This window comes from Bacteroidales bacterium, from assembly GCA_035299085.1.
Lineage (GTDB): Bacteria > Bacteroidota > Bacteroidia > Bacteroidales > UBA10428 > UBA5072.
This window is the reverse complement of record DATGXG010000051.1, coordinates 1-18,362: the sequence shown is the minus strand read 5'-3', so window position 1 is coordinate 18,362 and position 18,362 is coordinate 1. Positions and strand designations below refer to the sequence as shown.

Annotated in this window: 13 protein-coding genes; 7 read left to right on the top strand and 6 right to left on the bottom strand. The window is 43.4% G+C overall.

Annotated elements, in window-relative coordinates; genetic code table 11:
- Positions 1-431 precede the first annotated feature (431 nt).
- The 3 genes from VK179_17310 to VK179_17300 all read right to left on the bottom strand — a co-directional run bounded on the left by VK179_17310 (position 432) and on the right by VK179_17300 (position 5,882).
- The gene (locus VK179_17310) at positions 432-2,990 is read right to left on the bottom strand and encodes a glycoside hydrolase family 2 protein (protein HLO60514.1); all 2,559 of its coding nucleotides are present in this window, start codon (positions 2,988-2,990) and stop codon (positions 432-434) included.
- 309 nt (positions 2,991-3,299) lie between these two features.
- Entirely contained in the window at positions 3,300-4,820 is a 1,521-nt protein-coding gene (locus tag VK179_17305; GenBank protein ID HLO60513.1) for a DoxX family protein, read from the bottom strand.
- 12 nt (positions 4,821-4,832) lie between these two features.
- Positions 4,833-5,882, bottom strand: a complete 1,050-nt coding sequence (locus tag VK179_17300) for an SGNH/GDSL hydrolase family protein (protein HLO60512.1) — start codon at positions 5,880-5,882, stop codon at positions 4,833-4,835.
- A 244-nt stretch (positions 5,883-6,126) separates the two neighbouring features.
- Between VK179_17300 and VK179_17295 the strand changes: the two genes are divergently transcribed.
- The 4 genes from VK179_17295 to VK179_17280 all read left to right on the top strand — a co-directional run bounded on the left by VK179_17295 (position 6,127) and on the right by VK179_17280 (position 10,886).
- Positions 6,127-6,909 (top strand): helix-turn-helix domain-containing protein, encoded by a 783-nt coding sequence (locus VK179_17295; protein ID HLO60511.1) that lies wholly within the window; start codon positions 6,127-6,129, stop codon positions 6,907-6,909.
- A gap of 468 nt (positions 6,910-7,377) precedes the next feature.
- The gene (locus VK179_17290; GenBank protein HLO60510.1) at positions 7,378-7,971 is read left to right on the top strand and encodes a TetR/AcrR family transcriptional regulator; all 594 of its coding nucleotides are present in this window, start codon (positions 7,378-7,380) and stop codon (positions 7,969-7,971) included.
- Between the two features lie 42 nt (positions 7,972-8,013).
- Positions 8,014-9,222, top strand: coding sequence for a glycosyltransferase (locus tag VK179_17285; protein ID HLO60509.1), 1,209 nt, complete (start codon positions 8,014-8,016; stop codon positions 9,220-9,222).
- Between the two features lie 242 nt (positions 9,223-9,464).
- A complete protein-coding gene (locus VK179_17280) occupies positions 9,465-10,886 on the top strand; it encodes a nucleoside hydrolase-like domain-containing protein (protein ID HLO60508.1) in 1,422 nt (473 codons plus the stop codon).
- A 76-nt stretch (positions 10,887-10,962) separates the two neighbouring features.
- Here the strand turns inward: VK179_17280 and VK179_17275 are convergent, their stop codons facing one another.
- From VK179_17275 to VK179_17265, 3 genes are all read right to left on the bottom strand, one after another.
- Positions 10,963-12,012, bottom strand: coding sequence for an SGNH/GDSL hydrolase family protein (locus VK179_17275; protein ID HLO60507.1), 1,050 nt, complete (start codon positions 12,010-12,012; stop codon positions 10,963-10,965).
- Positions 12,013-12,158: 146 nt separating this feature from the next.
- Positions 12,159-12,878 (bottom strand): deoxyribose-phosphate aldolase, encoded by a 720-nt coding sequence (deoC, locus tag VK179_17270; GenBank protein HLO60506.1) that lies wholly within the window; start codon positions 12,876-12,878, stop codon positions 12,159-12,161.
- Between the two features lie 195 nt (positions 12,879-13,073).
- Entirely contained in the window at positions 13,074-13,784 is a 711-nt protein-coding gene (locus tag VK179_17265) for a GntR family transcriptional regulator (GenBank protein HLO60505.1), read from the bottom strand.
- Positions 13,785-13,960: 176 nt separating this feature from the next.
- On the opposite strand from VK179_17265, the gene VK179_17260 reads away from it, so the two are divergent.
- The 3 genes from VK179_17260 to VK179_17250 form a co-directional block, all read left to right on the top strand.
- Entirely contained in the window at positions 13,961-15,412 is a 1,452-nt protein-coding gene (locus VK179_17260) for a glycoside hydrolase family 140 protein (protein ID HLO60504.1), read from the top strand.
- 2 nt (positions 15,413-15,414) lie between these two features.
- Positions 15,415-16,290: a glycyl-radical enzyme activating protein gene (locus VK179_17255; protein ID HLO60503.1), complete on the top strand. Its 876-nt coding sequence runs from the start codon at positions 15,415-15,417 to the stop codon at positions 16,288-16,290.
- 153 nt (positions 16,291-16,443) lie between these two features.
- Positions 16,444-18,362: pyruvate formate lyase family protein (locus VK179_17250; protein ID HLO60502.1), on the top strand; the 1,919-nt coding region annotated here is incomplete at its 3' end.

Here is an 18,362-nt window from a genome sequence, read left to right as displayed (position 1 = left end):
GCAGCAAAAAAAAGTGACCAAAAAATGCCGCCGCTGCTGAAAAAATCGCTAAAAATTAATTCACTGCGCTAAAAGAAAAGAACTCGCCGCAGGAATCGGCTCAGACAGCTTTTCTTTCTTAACGCTTCGTGAATTAATTTTTTTAACGCGTTTTTTCAGAGGCGGGCTTCATGGTCCATAGGCGTTGTACTTATGGTGTGGGAACGGATAGTATATCAGGTAGTAATCCTTTATCTATATTGTCGCCTGAAGGCAAAGCCTTCAGCCATTCGAGTCCATTTGTTTTAATTTTTAATTTATCTTCAAATTCGTGAATTCGTGGCTAAAAAATTGGTTTTCTGTGGTATACGAAAAGACGTCATTAGTAGGAGCTTGAACTATCTTTGATTATTGTTAGAGTTCAATTGCGACGAAGTAATGACGATCTACCGCTAATACGATTCATTTACACACTGAACCCTAAGATCTTTTTCAAGCGAATCTACATCACCGTTGAAAATGATGAAATAGTCCCTTCCCGGAATTACATCAAAGTAATTATCAGAAAAACGACCTTCAGCTGCTGTTGTCAGTGCAAGATTTTTAACCAGTGTATTTGAATGTAACCTGATCTCTGCTTCCTGTGAACTATGTTTTGTGATTGTCTTTTCAATCACCGGTTTTTGAAGGGCCAGGTCCTTACAATCTTTCAGGTAATAATAATTGGTGACGATTACCTGGCCGCACGCCAGGCTGGCCTGCAATATGATTTCATTTTCTTTACCCAGGCTTCTCAGTTTACTTAAAGGAATCCTGGCATAAACCTGGCTTGAATTAGCTTTGACAGTCAGGTCACTGATTTCCTTCCACAGCTCTTTTCCGCTGAAATCATATACTGTAAGCTCAAGCTTTCCGCTGTCATCAGTCAGATGATCATTCACGACACTTACTGAAACGGTACTGCCGTTTGCATAAGGAACAACCAACAATGGATAAAAGGCTTTTGTAACGAAATAATGTGACGCTTTCCATCTTCCGAAATAGTCGACACTCGACCATGACATGGTTGGCCAGCAATCGTTGATCTGCCAGTACAGCGAACCCATACAATAGGGCATGTTACGCCTGTGTGCCTCAATGGCCGACCTGAAAGATTCAGCCTGCATTACCTGGCTGAGATACACGTAGGAAGCGAAATCCTTCGGTTCCTTATAGTATTTTTTAATATAAATCAGGATCATTTCATTTCCGTTCACGCCGGGTCCTATCCATCCGAGGTTGCTCCTTTGACGGTGTTCCATCACAGGAGAACGGTACTCCATGTCGCTGTCGTTTGCAAATGCTCTGATAGTTTTCATTTCAGGAAAAGACTGCATACCATATTCGCTTACAAATCGGGGCACTTTAACACCGTAATTCGAAAACGGGGCATTGGCAAACCAGACGGCCCAATCGTGCTCATCGCCCGAAAGCCTGTCAGAAAGTTTATTATCTTTCGTCTGTGGAGATGAAGGCCAGTAACTTACTTCGGGATGGTATTTGCTTACAGCTTCCGGCAAAATGTGATGATAGATCTGCTGATAGCCCCACCATAATGTATCCGAAAATTTTTTCGGGTATCTCCCTATCCAGTTCCAACCGAACCACGCTGAAAGATTTTCATTGTTGCCGCACCAAAGGGCTATTGAAGGATGGTTTCTTAGTCTTTTTACATTGTATTCGGCTTCTTTCCTGATATTATCAAGATGAAGTGAATCGACAGGCTGCACATTGCAGGCGAACATGAAATCATTCCATGCCAGTATCCCGTTTTCATCCATCAGGTCATACAGGGCATCATCTTCGTAGACTCCTCCGCCCCACACCCGAAGCATATTCATGCCTGCATCGGTGGCATCCTTAACGACACGTTCAAAATTGGTTTTTGTATTACGGGTAAGGAAAATATCTGAAGGAATGTAATTGGATCCCTTCATAAACACCGGAACACCATTCAGTTTGAAATAAAATGTACTTCCTGCGGAATCCGGTTGCTGAACCAGCTCCAGGGTGCGAACTCCTAGGCGATGCTTAATTGATCCAAGCTTTGTTTCTCCCGTGCTGAGTGTGATTTCGACTGCATAAAGTTTGTGACCGCCCAATCCATTTGTCCACCATAATTCAGGTTTTTGAATCGCAATATCAAGTGGAATTTTGTTTTCACCCTCTTTTAATTCTACCTTTTTCCGAGAGGCAGCTTCTTTGCCATCGATTGTTGCAGTGAGGTTAACGTTGGCTGACTTATCGGCTATGATGGTGGCAACTACGGAATACCTGGCTTCTTCGGTTGTCACCTTCTGAGGCTTCAGGTAAATATCATCCAGTTTTGCAGTATTCCACATCTCCAGTTTTACCGCTCGCCAGACACCGCATGTTACCAGCCTCGGACCCCAGTCCCACCCATAATGGAACGGAGCCTTGCGTGTATATACATTGGTCCGTTCATTTTCAGGGGCGAGTTCATTGGCCGCCATAAGGGCGTAAGGTACCTTGCGGAGTTTTTCCATGCCAACTGCCACAGCGGAATGAAAATAAACCCGAAGCTCATTGTTTCCTTTTTTCAGAAGGTTTTTAACCGGCACCTCCCAACCGATGAACATATTGTCGGCTTTCATAACCAGGGAATCGTTCACATACACATCTGCATAAGTATCGAGCCCGTCGAACCTGAGTAAAATGTGATCATTTTTGAGTTCATTTCCATTAACCTCAAATGTTGTTTTGTATTCCCAGTCGGCCTTTTCCACCCACATCACAGCTTTTTCATTCTGCCTGTAAAACGGGTCGGGAATTTTATTCAAAGCCAATAAATCCGTATGAACACATCCGGGTACAGTTGCCGTGAGCCATTCATCCTTTCCTGCCTGCCTGAACTGCCAACCTGAATTAAGTTGAATGGTTGTGATTTCCTTGGTGTGACAACTGCTTAAGACAATAAACAATGCACTGGTAAAAACCAAAAACCGTTTCATTTAAGTTATTTGATTGATAATATTTCTCCAACTCCCTACTCCTTATTCCTACTCCTTACTCCTTACTCATTTCTCCCAGCTCTCTCAGACGCTGACAGGTCCTTCGGACGCTGTCAGGTCTTTCTCCCCTTCTCCCAGTCTCCCGATCTCCCTATCTTCTTATTCAGACGCTGACAGGTCCTCCGGACGCTGTCAGGTCTTTCTCCCACTCTCCCCGTCTCCCTGTCTCCCCGTCTTCTTGTGACAGGTCCTTCGGACGCTGTCAGGTCTTAGTCCACTCCTTACTCCCTACTCCCTACTCCTTACTCCCTAAGCCATCCACTCCCTTTTCCTGATCAGACTTCCGAGGATATCAATAACTGTATTCACATCATCAACCACCTGGAAATCGAACATGCCGACGCAGATGAAATCGGCGCCGTTTTCAAATGCCCATCTGAAGCCATCTTTTGGCTCGATGGCGCCGGCGGCGAGTACTTTGAAACCCATTACCGGAACTTTGGTCCTGTTTACAAATTCTACAGTCCTGTCAGGGAACAGGCAGAAGCAGTTATCGTGGAATTTATTATGATCAAGATACCGTTCGCCATCTACTTCAAAAGGCACACGGTTTTCAAGAGGATGCGCCGACCAGTATTTGTCGTGATGCATTGTCTGCATGTAATAGTCAGGTATGATGCCAAGCTCCTCACACTTAATAAAGGCATCAACGGTATGGGCGCCCATACCGGCGGTTACTCCGTGACTTCTGATCTTATCGAGCATTTTTGCAAGGACATCAGGTTTACCGTCACGGACCATGAAATCGCACTGGTTGCCCTGTATCTGGACAATATCCGAACCGCGATCCACGGCCATATTTATATTAACGAAATAATCGTTTTTCTCCATGTCCGGAGCGACCTGGGTAATTACCTTCATTTTACTCCCTGTGATCTTCTTGTACTTCTGCAGAAGAGGACCTGACGGGAAGCCTATATTAATTGTATTGATCCCGGCCTGCTCGCAAAGTATAAGAGTTTCGAATACTTTTTTCTCTGTATTGTAAGCCTTAAAAAGTGATGGCACGTAGATCAGATCCCTTGAATGTGCCCAGCCGCCGATCAGGTTTCCGCCCATAACAAGACGGGATATTTCATGCTTCTGAATCTTTCCCTTTGGCAGGGTTCCTTTCAGATCTTTCAATGCAGTTTGTTTAAGCTGAATGGTAGCGCCCGACATTACATCGGTTCCATATTCACTGTAGTTTTTTAAGGCGCCCCAACCCAGAACACCGAGAACAGGAACAGTGGCAAGGTTTTTCAGGGCTTCGCGACGCGATTTGGCACCTTCTTCTGCAACTGGCTGTATTTTGGCTTTTTTCCTTCCGAATACTCCCAGCAAGGTATCAATTGAATACCCCTGGTTTTTGGAAAAGATTATGGCAAGAAGAGCAACAATCTCAATAAACAACCTATTTACGATAAACAGGTGGCCTTCACTCATATCCATTAGGGGACTTCCGAAGGGAGGATAAGCAAAATAATACAGGGTAAGGAGCAAAACTCCGGCCCATGAGGCAAACCGGATCAATATGCCTAAGAACAGGGCAATTCCGATTAATAAAAGTCCATATTCATTAAGAATATCGGTAAGTTTTAAAATGGAAGGATTTTCTGCGATTGAATGGTAAAAAGGGGACAGGAAACCTGATGTTCCCAGGAGGTAGCTTTCAGATGACCAGTTACCGGCCAGAATTTTACTAAGGCCTTCATATAAAAAATGCCAGCCAATGGCTACTCTTAAGAGAGTAATCAGCCATGTACGCAATTCAGTTGATTTATTTTCCATAGTTTGATATAGTTACCAGTTCATCAATTGTTTCAGGAAAGGAGTCAGCTCCGCAGCCATCTTTTTATCCTCTTCTACATTGGGATGCCAGTCGCTTCCGTGCATTTCAAAGGGTGTGAAGGCAAAATAGCTGACGGCTTTATCTTTTTTACCAAATTCTTTTACAATGGTACCGATGTAGCTCTGAACAGTATTCCATTTATCACCTTCGCTCGCCGGTCCGGCAAGGCAAACGATCCGTGTTTCAGGAAAGTTGCCGCGGATGCGTTTCAGGAAATCCAGATAGCGAATGACAAATTCAGCAGAATCAAGTGCCACAGAAAGGTCATTCGTGATCAGGTCAATTACAAGGAGTTCGGGCTGTGATTTTGTGTAATCCCACTTCTTTGTCGTATCAAGCGTAACTTCATCATAGCAGTCGGGCATATTAAACCCCTTATTCCCGCCATATCCCTGCACAATACCGATACCGGAACGGCAAACGGCTGTGAGGTCGGCATTCAGCTCACGGGCCACAATGGCATCATAACTGAGGTAGTGGTTTTCCGTTTCGTATTTAAAATGTTCAGTCTGGGCAAGACCTTCATTCCCATACCCGCACGTATAGGAATCGCCGATGAATTCAATTTTATGTGCGCGGGGTGAAGGAGCAGAAACTTTGGCATTCGGGTCGAATTTAAATCCCAGGAAAGTAGTATTTCCACCGTGCCATTCGCTGCGGCGATAAACCTCAAGTTTGTGTTTTCCTTTAGGCAGACTGTCGGCCAGCAGATACGTGCTGTCGGCTTCATCGGCGTTCAGCACAAAGACGCTGTCGTCAAGAACGATTGTAAACAGGTTTCGGAGGCTGTCGTCTTTCATAATCAGTTCGGCGGAAGTTCCGGTAAAATCAACCCGGATGCCGCAACCGGAGTACATGAAAACCGGTTTTTCAGGGTCGGAAAAATCAATGCGGCCGTTATACGAAATGTTGGGGTTATCGGGAAGGATCAGGACTTTTTCGCCGTTGCCGCAACCAAACATCAGCGCCGCAACAACAGCAATGTAAAGGTGAAATTTCATAGATAAAATTTTTTTCGCGAATCATAAAGATAATAGGAAATCGGTTCGTCGTTGCTCAGTATATGAAATTTCTCGCAGATTTGGATGTATGCTGACATTTCGCACTGAGACGCAGAGGGTCATAGATGTTGATTTAAACGGATTAACAATGTCAGGCGAATGACGTGTATCTGTCATTTAAAATTCAAATAAATTCGTGGTGTGTTTTTAGATTACCGTTTAAAATTGCCTCAAATTTTTACCTATGCTTCAACAGCCCGAATTAGGACGAAAAATTGCTGACCTGAGAAAAGCAAAAGGTCTGACCCAGGAAGAACTTGTGGAAAAATGCAATCTGAGTGTAAGAACCCTTCAACGAATTGAATCGGGTGAAGTAACCCCAAGAAGTTACACCATCAGGCTGATCTTTGAAGCATTGGAAATGAGTTATGACAGCACATTTGTGAATGAGAAAGGATCCTTTATTCGATTAAACAGGCAATTTTATTTGTACTTCATTGATTTATTTAACCTAAAAACACACACAATGAGAAAAATTTCAATTCTTACAGTCTTTATATTCCTTACATTTCTAGGAATATCAGCTCTGACCTCGGCGTTAAAAGCAGAAAAAACGGAAAGCCAACAGACTCCTGCAGCAGATACGGCCAAAAGTTATTCCACTAATCTTGAAATGGCCTGGTCAAATTTCAGCTGTGATGAATGTTTTGAGGAAAATGGAGTTCTGACCGGTCGGAATGTTAAATTTGAATATAACGGAACAAAGGTGAATGTGAGCCTGATTACAGTGAATAAGATGACCCGTGAATTTAATGCAGGATTGGTTAAGGGCATCTTCAGGGAACAGCGGGTTGAGTTATCAATTGAAAAATACCTGTTAAAAGACAAAGTAATTCAATATTATGCAGACAAGATCAGTAAATCGGACAATACAATAGATCTCAAAGGCCATGCCCGGTTGGATATTAAGAACGGCGAGAAAACCGGGGGTATTGAAACCGACGAATTGATCATCACCATCAGGTAGCTGATTGATTAACAGTTATGAGATGACGCTTTTGACGGTAGTTTATAACGTATATCAAACCCCGGCTTGAAGGCCGGGGCTATTGAAGAGGCCAACAGACTGCAGACTAACAACTCAAGTTGCCGGTTATGCACGAATAAGCTCCGTTAGGAGCGGCATTATGGTAGATAATAAAATCAGTAATAATCAAAAAGCTCCGTTAGGAGCGGCATTATGGTAAATTGAAGGCTAAGAGACCATAATTTCGCTCCTAGCGGAGCTTATGTGATGTTGCAGATATCATTGGCTACCATAATTTCGCCCCTAACGGGCTTTTGCTTAAACCTACGGTTTAAGCCTCGGTATAACAGAATTAAATAACCAGCAACTTGAGTAACAGACTAACAGACTACAGACAAAAAAACTTGCCGGTTCAATAAAATTCCTTACATTTGTATACCGATCGGTCAGTATATGAATGAAACGAAAATGAAAATTTTCTTTGTTGCCTTTAAGCTCTTTCTTCAGAAGGGCTTTAAAGAGGTGACAATGAATGAAATCCTTGAACAATCCGGTTTATCGCGCGGAACCTTTTATTATTATTTCAAAAGCAAGGAGAAGATTTACGAGGAAGTAATCAATACCTTTTACCTGTCGGTTCCGGCCACCACCCAGCTGGTAAACTTCGACGGTACATTGTATGATTTTTACCATGTCCATCTTGAAAACGCTTCCAGGTCATTTGCCCGGTTAGGACAAACTTTTGCCGATGCCAAGGCTGATGTATTCAGTTATTTCGCGTTATCGCTTGATGCGCTAAAGCGATTACCCGGATTTCGTGAAAAAATGAAATTTGTGAATGACGGTGTTCTAAATAACTGGATTCATGTTATAAAAACCGCAAGGGAGAATGGAGAAATTTCAACTGGAATGACCGATGAACAGATTGCCTGTTTCTTCAAGTTCACCATGGAAGGAATGGGAATGAAATCGACACTTGAAGGAAAATCTTCAGAGGAGAACGACAGGGAACTGATTACGTTATGGGATAATTTCTACAATCATATTAAAGCGAGGCACTAATTGAATCTGATTACTCATATTAAAAACTAATACCCGAATCCAATGAAAATCGCATGTGTAATTCTCGGCACCCGTGGCGATGTGCAACCTATGATTGCCCTTGCAACCGGTTTAAAAAAGAAAGGTCATGAAGTGATCGTTTGTGCACCTCCCGAAAACGAACAACTGGCAGTATCAAACGATTGTCCGTTCATGCCTTTTGGTCCCGAACTCAAAAAAAACATCAGGGAGAATCCTGAAAAGCAGAAAGGCGGAGTCGCAGTTAAAATCACCCTGGCACAGGGTAAAAAGCTTATAGCTGACCAGGTTAAACAATTACCTGAAAAATTAAAAGGAGTGGATATGATATTGGCTGCCGGAATAGTGGTTGGCGTGCACACAGCGGCTGATATTCTGAAAGTACCTTATCACCTTGTGGCATTCTATCCCATCATCCTTGGAACAACAAAGGAGGACCCATTGAAAAGCCGGATGATGTTCGGATTCGGAAGAATGGCAATGAATGCGGTTTTGAAAGGTTTTATAAACAACATGCGTAAAGAATACGGTCTGCCCCCCGTGAAAGATATATGGGAGCACTGGATGGGTGAAAAGGTAATTATTGCCTGTGATAAGGAGCTTAATGAAGCCCGGCCTGGTGTGGCATTTGACTTCATCCAGACCGGGTTTATGCTTCTTCATTCTAAGAATAATCTGCCCCAACATGTTGAAGATTTTCTGAACTCCGGAAAACCACCGGTTTACATTGGTTTCGGAAGCAACCCGATTTCTTCTCCCGGCCAATACACTGCCATGTTTGAAAAAGTAAGGGAGAAAACCAACGAAAGATTAATCATCTCAAAAGGCTGGGCTGAATTACCTGAAAGTAATACACCTGATATCCTGTATGTGGATGAAATGCCGTTTGAATTATTGTTTCCGCGACTTGCAGCCGTAGTCTATCACGGAGGGACAGGCACAATGGCTGCCATTGCAAGGTCGGGCATACCCCAGGCAGCTTTTCCGTTTATGGGCGACCAGTTTTCAAATCAAAAACAGGTAATAAAACTAGGTCTGGGACCTGATACCTGTGATTTCAAAAAAATATCGGCAGAATCCATTTCAACTGCTATTACAGAATGCATATCCAATGAAAAGTATAAGAAAAATGCGGTTGAAATGGCACAAAAGCTTCAGGATAAGAATGGGATTGAACTTACGGTGAAGGTTGTTGAGGAGATAGTGAATAAGACGTCATTGCGAGGAGCGTAAAAAATCTCTGATTATTGCCTCATGTATTCGCGACGAAGCAATCTGCCCGAACAGGCACACCCTTACAAAAGATTCTTTCCGGCATGGCTTTGCAGTGTTCTGCTTGTGCTGTCAGATTGCTTCGTCGCGGAAAATTTTGGTATAATCAATAATTGGTTGGCTCCTCGCAATGACGGAACTGAGGTTGCCTGCTATTTGAAGAATTCATTATATTTGATTTTACTGTACTATATAAGCATCTTATGAAAACCCTTATCCTTCTCCTTGTTTGCCTGTTGACAACATATTCTCTTTCGGGTCAAACCAAACCGCAACACAGAGTCATTATTCTCACCGATATCGAGGCCGATCCTGATGACACCGAATCCCTGGTTCGCCTGCTTCTTTATTCAAATGAAATCGACATCAGGGGAATAATCGCCACCACATCATGCTGGCATAAAACAATGGTTAATCCTGAATCGGTGAGGAGAATTGTTCAGGCATATGGTAAGGTGCAGCCCAACCTTATTAAGCATGATGCCGCGTTTCCGCTGGCTGAAACTATCAGTGCTTTGGTCAGGCAGGGCATTCCCGAGTATGGCATGTCAGGCGTGGGTGATTCAAAAGACTCTGAAGGGTCTGCATGGATCATCAACGAACTTGAAAAAAATGATGAAAGGCCGCTGTGGATTTCAATCTGGGGAGGCTCAAATACTATTGCCCAGGCTCTTTACAGGTTAAAGAAAACAAAGTCTGAGCAGGAATTAAAAAGACTTGTTGCAAAATTGAGGGTTTATGCTATTTCCGACCAGGACGACAGTGGAATATGGTTACGCAATAATTTTCCGGATTTGTTTTACATTGTCAGTCCGGGTGACGATTACATGAGGGCCACATGGAGTGCCATTAACAGTTTTATTCCGCGAATCAACAATGAAAAAATCAGCAATACCTGGCTCGCCGAAAATATTCAACAGGGGCACGGACCATTTGGCGCTGTTTATCCCGATGTAGCCTATGGCATGGAAGGAGACACGCCCTCATGGTTGCATTTAATTCTTAACGGGCTGAGTAATCCTGAACACCCCGAATGGGGCGGATGGGGTGGCCGTTATGAGTTTTATAAACCTGAACTCTCGTCATACAAAGGATCTTCCGGGGTGCCGCACGAACCTGAAACCAGGAAAATATGGACTGATGCGATTGATAGTTATACTCCCTATGTACCTGGTGAATACGGAAGAACAGTGAAACCTGATACAGCATCATTTACAGGCAATAAAGTTTCATTATGGCGATGGAGGGATGATTTCCAGGATGATTTCGCCGCCCGGATGGATTGGTGCACCAAATCCTATGAAGAAGCCAATCATGCACCTATAATTATTTTAAGCCATCCTGAACAGATTACGGTTAAATCAGGCCAGGGATTCGGACTGGATGCTTTCAATTCAACGGATCCGGATGGAGACAACCTGGGCTTTCTATGGTACAACTATCCTGAGGCAGGAAGCTATAAAAAATTAATAAAGCTTGACGGTGCTGAAAACCTCCATGGAGTTTATATAATTGCCCCAAAAGTTGACAAAAAGGAAACGGCTCATTTTATCCTTGAGGTGACGGATAAGGGTACGCCGCAAATGACAAGCTATAAAAGGGTTATTGTGACAATCGAACCGTAATCGTCATTGCGAGCCAGTGCCGGCAGATTGCTTCACCCCGCAGGAGTCGGGGTTGGCAATGACGGCCGTGTTGTGCCTACCACCCCATAACTCCCCTTAAAAACGGCGCAAATTCGTCAGCAAGTTGCTTGTGTTCGGCTACATTCGGATGTGCATTGCTTCCATGAGGCGTGAAGGGCGTAAATTCGAAATATTGCACCCTGTCATCGGTCTGTGCAAAATCTTCAGCCGCAGCTTTTATATATGCTCTAAGCACAGGCCAAAACTCATTGGGTGCTGAAGGGCCGGCAATACATACTATCATCGTATTGCCATAGTTATTCCTTATCCTTTTCAAAAATTTCACATAAGTGGAAACGAAAAGAGCACTGTCTACGCCTGATTCCACATCATTGCCCCCGAGTGCAACAACAACAGCATCAGGTTTGTATTCTGAATAATTCCATTTTTGTGAACTGTTATTGATAACCCTGTCATAATGATGGATAAGGGAATTATTCTTATTTCCATTGTAATCCTGGACCAGTCCGAATCCCGAATAAGATACAGAAATAAATTCCGAATTCAGCGATCTTGAAGTTATTGCGCCATAGCTCATATAGCTGTTTTCTGTTTCATATTTGAAGGGCTCATCAGGACTTTTCCCTTCATTGCCATAACCGCATATATACGAATCTCCGATGAATTCAAGTATATGAGGTTTCATTTCAGGTTTCATCAATTCGGCTCCATCATCCAGTTTAAATCCCATAAACGTTGTATTGCCGGCAAACCATTCAGTCCTTCTGACGATTTCAAGAGAGTGAACTTTGTCCTGCAGGTTTTCAGCCAGCATGTATTCCATTGTATCTGAAGTTTTCAGAACAGAAAGATTACCATCAATGATCACATTGAAAAGATTCCTCAGACTATCATCACGCAGAAGTATCTTAACCGATGTTCCGGTAAAATTGGTCCGGATAGCAGAACCCGAATACATGAATACCGCACGATCCCCTGTCTGGCGGTCAAATCTCCCTATATAGGCAATATTGTTCCGGGTACCGAATAAGCCAGAAATGGTATTATTCTTCTCACATGAAATCATAACAATCAGAATGGCAATGGACAAAAACAGCTTTCTCATTTCATCGAAACTTTGAATTAATAAAATAGCCCTTTTTGCGGGGCCCTAAACAAATACAGGACAGATTCAGTGAGAATTTGTCCTGTATATTCATGAATAATTAACCAAGTTAACGATGAAATGTTTACTTTTTAAATTGACAAAATCTACAAAGGCAAGCCAAACCGATCCGATGCTTCCTTTAAAATAGTTTCTGTTGCTGTGGCTCCAGAACGGGTGGCCCCGGCATCTTTCATTTTGAGCAAATCATCCAGGGTTCTGACACCTCCGGCACATTTAACCTGAACCCGGGGACCAGAATGTTCCCTCATCAGTTTCACATCTTCAACAGTAGCCCCGGTGTAGCTGAAAAACCCGTTCGGCTGTTTAACATAACCATAACCGGTTGATGTTTTCACAAAATCAGCACCGGCTTTTGTGCAGATTTCACAAAGCCTGATCTTATCTTCTTTCCTGGTCATGTAATCGGTTTCGAAAATCACCTTGACAATGGCGTTATTCCTGTGACAACAATCAGTTATCGCTTTAATTTCCCTTTCCACGTAATCCCATTCGCCTCCCAGGGCTTTTCCGATATTAATCACCATATCAATCTCGACTGCCCCGTCGTTGCATGCCTGTTCTGTTTCAAACACCTTTACGGCTGTTGAGCTGTTTCCATGAGGGAAACCAATCACACATCCCACTTTTACATCAGAGCCTTTCAAAAGCGATGCAGCCATCCGCACTGCGTAGGGTTTAACACACACTGAAGCCACTTTGTATTTCCTGGCCACCTCACATTGTTTTTTCAGATCCTCATCGGTATAAGTAGGTTGAAGTACCGAGTGATCAATCATGGCTGCAAGTTCCTGAATTTTATTCATATAAATTTATTTAAGATTTACGATTTACGATTTACGATTTACGATTTTCCTTCATTCCTTCATTCCTTCATTCCTTCATTCCTTAATTCCTTAATTCCTTCATTACCTTCATTCCTTCATTCCTTCATTCCTTCATTCCTTCATTCCTTAATTCCTTAATTCCTTAATTCCTTCATTCCTTCATTCCTTCATTGCTCAAAGTTTATTTCCTATTGAATAATTCATGGTATTACATAGCAGCGAACTGTAAACATTGAGGTGTTCGCGATTGCTGTGAAACTTAATAAATATATGCAACAACGGGCTTCCGGCTTGTACGCCGAGATGCTCCGATGCCTCTGCCCCCGCCGTAACCGCCCTGAGGTCCTGGTCGACCCGTGTAATTTCTACCTGATGATTTACGCTTAGTGTCTCGAAAAGAGAACCCCGCACAAAAGGGCTGCTGCAAAACCTCGGCAGGTTGACATTTGGAATGTACGTAGATTCAAGCATTACAGGCTCATCGTCTACACAACGGATGCGTTTAAGATAAATACAGCCTGCCGACCACTCCGTCTCATCAAGGGGATAAAAAAATGGTTCAATCCAGCTTGTCACAACCGGTTTTTGAATCATCACGGTATGAACAGCAAGGTGGTTGCTGCTCACTACCTCTGAAAAACCTTTAACCGAAAGTAAGCCCAGGGTCCGGCGCCTCTGTTTCTGAACGATACTGCCCTTACCCTGCTGTTTTACAATGTATCCTTCACGCACCAGTTCTACAAGCGCCTGGCGAACCGTACTCCGTGTAACGCCATGCGACTGCATCAGTTCATTTTCCGAAGGAAGCAGGTCACCTTCATGATAAATGCCTCCGATAATAAGAGACTTCAGGTTCCCGTGAAGTTTTTGATAGAGTTTTTCCATTGATTAAGATTACCACAAAGGTAATAGAATAACTTATTCGTACAAGTTAATTTAATTACTTATCTCATTTACAGTAATTCTATTTATATATTTGTATTATCCTTGTACATATATGTAAAATAAAATTTGCTGTTGGCGGCATGCTAACTTTTACTAAATTCAAATTTTTCTGCAAAGTGAAAACCTACTTTCTGATTTTTGCATTATTCTTTTTTTGCAGTATTCATGGCCAGCCATGGAATGATCATGGACGTCTTGTTGTGCCTGAAGATTATTCTCATTACCTGAAATACGCCGACGGCACTCCGTTCTTTTGGCTTGGTGATACAGGGTGGGAATTGATTCACCGGCTTAGCAGGGAAGAAATTGCCTCCTACATTCAAACAAGGAAGGAACAAGGCTTCAATGTAATCCAGACTGTTATCATCAGTGAGTTCATTCATTCGGATAAACCGGTGAATTTTTATAATGACAGCATTTTCATTCAGGAAGATCCGCTTAAACCAGCCATTACTACAGGCGACAATCCCGCAGATGCCATAGAGTATGATTTCTGGGATCATGTTGATTATGCTGTTAAAACAGCAGCTTCTGAAGGTATGTACATTGCCCTGGTGCCTTCATGGGGTGAATGGGTAATTCCAAGAACCGACAAGCCTTTGTTTAATACCCTTGGTCAGGCATATGAATACGGGCATTTTATAGGCAACAGGTATGGAAAATATCCAAATATAATCTGGATACTTGGCGGCGACAGGCACCCCGACGAACGCAAAGAAGGAATCGCTTTGTGGAGGGCTATGGCAGAAGGAATTGCAGATGGGGTAAATCAGGAGAATAAATATGATGGCAGGGCTGATTATTCCAATACATTAATGACGCATCACTCTTTTAATTCTTCATCTCAGTGGTTTCACAACGATGATTGGATCGATTTTCATATGTGGGGTTCCTATCATGCTGAGATAAACAACCCAAAAGCATGGCAGCAGGCAATACTGGACTGGAACCTGGAATCACCGAAACCCACAATGAACGGCGAACCCTGTTATGAAGGACATGGAATTAACTATGCCGTTGATGACAATGGTTATTTTACTTCCACCGATGTAAGACTAGCCGCATACTGGAGCGTTTTCTCGGGATGTGCCGGGTTCACGTACGGAGCTCAGCCGGTCTGGCAGTTTACCGACGAAACCAGGCCGAAATATTCAGCCAAAACCCTGATGAACTGGCAAGAGGGATTAAAGCTGCCGGGAGCTTCCATGATGAAATATCTGAAAAACCTTATGGAATCCTTTCTGAATGATTATCCCCTACCCGATGAAAGCGTGATTACAGGAGGACAGGGAGATTGCGGAGATCACCTGGCGGCGATACGGAATGAATCCCGGATAATGGTTTACATTCCTACAGGACACAATGTATCCGTTGATGCAGGCGTTTTAAAAGCGGAAATGCTCAAAGCTTCATGGTTTAATCCAAGAAACGGAGAAATAACCAAAATTACCAGTTATAAAAATAATGGTCCCAAAGAATTTGCCGTTCCGGGAATGTCTGAAAGCCTGAACTGGCTTAGAAGCGGCAGGGGATGTGATTGGGTACTCATTATTGAAAAGGAAGAATAATCATGGAAGGAATCATATTCGATATTCAGAAATTCGCATTGCACGACGGACCGGGGATCCGGACTGCAATTTTCCTCAAAGGCTGCCCGTTGCGTTGTGCCTGGTGCTGCAATCCCGAATCACAAAAGCTTCAGCCACAGATTTCCTTTGAGAAAGATAAATGCACTTTTTGCAAACGATGCGTTGACGCTTGTCCCCTTGCCTCCCTGCGGCCCGGTGAAGATAAACTGCTCGTTGATTTTGCCGGTTGTTCTGCCTGCGGTGAATGCCTGGATGATTGCGCTTCGCGCGCTTTGAGAATATATGGTTACCAGGCAACAACCGATGAAATAATTGATGAAGTACTCAAGGATAAAGAATACTACGACAATTCCGGCGGGGGAATCACTCTTTCAGGCGGTGAGGCCATGGTTCAGTTTGAATTTGCACTCGAACTTTTGAAAAAGGCAAAGGAAAAAGGATTAAATACAGCCATTGAAACATCGGGATATGCTGCAACTTCAAAATTTGAGCAAATCAAGCCTTACGTCGACCTTTTCCTTTATGACTATAAACACACCGGGAATGACCTGCACAGGCAATACACAGGAGTAGACCAGGACGTGATCCTTGAAAATCTCGACTTCCTTTATGCTAACAACGCCAATATCCTGATCAGGTGTCCTGTTATTCCCGGCATTAATGATACGGATGAACATTTCAAAGGGATTACGATGCTGAGAGACAAGTATCCGCGACTGAAAGGGATTGAAATACTGGGTTACCATGATTACGGAATGTGGAAATATGAATGCCTTGGAATGAAAGCTTTTCCGATCACTGCAACGACAGTATCAGCAGAGAAAGTGAGGGAATGGAATGAGAGAATATTACACTGAGACCCACTGAGAAGACACAGAAAACCACTGAGAATACTCTGTGTATCTCTGTGATACCTCTGTGTAACTCAGTGTAATTCAAATTTTTTTAAGTTTTGAAGCCTTTAAATTATGAATAATCAATCAAGACGTAGATTTTTGAAGCAGTCGATAATGGCTTCGTCGCTGGCATTTGTACCGGGGACAAGCCTGATAAACGAGGGACAAAGGGCAAATAACAACGGTACTATGGAAACAGCTGACCAGGTGATCCTGCATCTGAAAGAATTCACTGATGTCTACAAAAAATACAGCCACAACAAATACCTTCGCGAAGCCTGTTGTTACCAGGTACAATGGAAGGGCATGGTGCGCGAAATTAAGCCGGGAGACCTCTATGCTGGCCGGATACAGCAAACCATGATTGGTTTTATTCCTCAGTCGGATGAAGGTTACCTCGGATATTATATCCATACGAATGCTCTTGAAAATTTCAGGAAAAATCAAAATCTCTCAGCTCAAAGCAAGTCTGTAATTAAGGATCTCATTGACTTTTGGTCAACTGAAAACACGGTTGCCAAAACGAAAAAGGCTTACACAACCGGAATGAAAGAAGCCCTTCCTTCGGATGCCTATGCTTCCGAATCAGGAATTGCCTTTACGCTGTGGCGGATGAGCGGGGTACAGATGGATTTCGAAAAACTGGTGAGGCTGGGCATTCCCGGACTTAAGAAAGAAATCGTCGAAAAACAACTCACTGTTAAAAAGGAATCCGATGCCTTTTATTTATACCAGTCGATGCTAATGGCACTGGACACATTCTGCAATGTTTGTGAGTATTACGCGCTGCAGGCAGAAAACAATCCGGGTATTCCTGAAAATAAGACAATCGCCTTAACTTTAAGAAACATTCAAAAAGAAAAGCCACAGAACTTCAGGGAAGGCATTCAGCTTGTATACTTGTATACCTTGCTGGACGGGGCACGTAATTTTGGCAGAATGGATAATGCTCTTGCGGAATTGTACTGCCATGATATCGATAACCTGGTAATTAACGAAGAAGAAGCGATCAGGCTTATTTCCGGGATGTGGCGGCTTATAATTGACAGGGGTTACCGGTACGACAGCCGCATCATCATTGGCGGTTCAGGCAGGAAAGACGAACAAAAGGCAAACCGCCTGGCTCTGGCCATCATGGAAACCACCCGCAGAGTAAAGGACATAGTGCCCCAGCTGGCGTTCCGGTTCAACAAAGAGCAGGATCCGGCTTTGTATAAAAGGGCATTGGATATCATTGGTGAGGGCAACCCCTACCCCATGCTTTACAATGACGATGTGAACGTACCTTCGGTGCAAAAGGCTTTTGGTGTATCTTATGAAGATGCTGTACATGCTATCCAGTTCGGTTGCGGTGAATACGTGCTTGACCATCGCAGCGTGGGCACTCCCAGTGCGGTCATTAACCTGCTGGCTGCTCTGAATGTGACAATACACAAGGGCATCGACCCGGTAACGGGAAAACCAATTGGTATGCCTGCCGACCGGTTTGAGAGATACGGAAACTTTGAAACCTTCGACAACCTCTGGGATGCCTACAAAGAACAGGTTGAATACCATGTAAAGCAACTTGCCGTTCATGAAAAGCTTGAATATGATTTTGCAGGAAGCCATTCGCCGTTTCTGTATTCAAGCATGCTGATGGACGATTGCATCGACAGGGGTAAAGGAATGTACGAGGGTGGCATCCGGTACCTCGGCGGAACACTGGAGTCATATGGTAACAGCAATACGGCAGACAGCTTCACTGCTATCAAACAGCTGGTGTATGATGAGAAAAAGATAACCCTTGAAACCCTTGTTGACATGCTCGACCGTGATTTTACAGGTTATGACAGGGAAAGAAATATGGTGCTGAACTGCCCGAAGTATGGCAACGATAACCAGGTAGCTGACGGAATGCTGATGCAGGTTCATGAGCACCTGTGCAATTTCACAAGAGAACAGGCAAAAGAGGTTGGACTGGCATCATACCTTATCGTGGTCATTAACAATGATGCCAACACGGTGATTGGTGAACACACATCTGCATCAGC

What these genes read in the sequence shown, in the direction of transcription:
- VK179_17275 (HLO60507.1), bottom strand. Translation starts at nt 12,012, where the DNA reads ATGAGAAAGCTGTTTTTGTCCATTGCCATTCTGATTGTTATGATTTCA.
- VK179_17285 (HLO60509.1), top strand. Translation starts at nt 8,014, where the DNA reads ATGAAAATCGCATGTGTAATTCTCGGCACCCGTGGCGATGTGCAACCT.
- VK179_17305 (HLO60513.1), bottom strand. Translation starts at nt 4,820, where the DNA reads ATGGAAAATAAATCAACTGAATTGCGTACATGGCTGATTACTCTCTTA.
- VK179_17280 (HLO60508.1), top strand. Translation starts at nt 9,465, where the DNA reads ATGAAAACCCTTATCCTTCTCCTTGTTTGCCTGTTGACAACATATTCT.
- VK179_17300 (HLO60512.1), bottom strand. Translation starts at nt 5,882, where the DNA reads ATGAAATTTCACCTTTACATTGCTGTTGTTGCGGCGCTGATGTTTGGT.
- VK179_17290 (HLO60510.1), top strand. Translation starts at nt 7,378, where the DNA reads ATGAAAATTTTCTTTGTTGCCTTTAAGCTCTTTCTTCAGAAGGGCTTT.
- VK179_17310 (HLO60514.1), bottom strand. Translation starts at nt 2,990, where the DNA reads ATGAAACGGTTTTTGGTTTTTACCAGTGCATTGTTTATTGTCTTAAGC.
- VK179_17265 (HLO60505.1), bottom strand. Translation starts at nt 13,784, where the DNA reads ATGGAAAAACTCTATCAAAAACTTCACGGGAACCTGAAGTCTCTTATT.
- VK179_17295 (HLO60511.1), top strand. Translation starts at nt 6,127, where the DNA reads ATGCTTCAACAGCCCGAATTAGGACGAAAAATTGCTGACCTGAGAAAA.
- deoC (HLO60506.1), bottom strand. Translation starts at nt 12,878, where the DNA reads ATGAATAAAATTCAGGAACTTGCAGCCATGATTGATCACTCGGTACTT.
- VK179_17255 (HLO60503.1), top strand. Translation starts at nt 15,415, where the DNA reads ATGGAAGGAATCATATTCGATATTCAGAAATTCGCATTGCACGACGGA.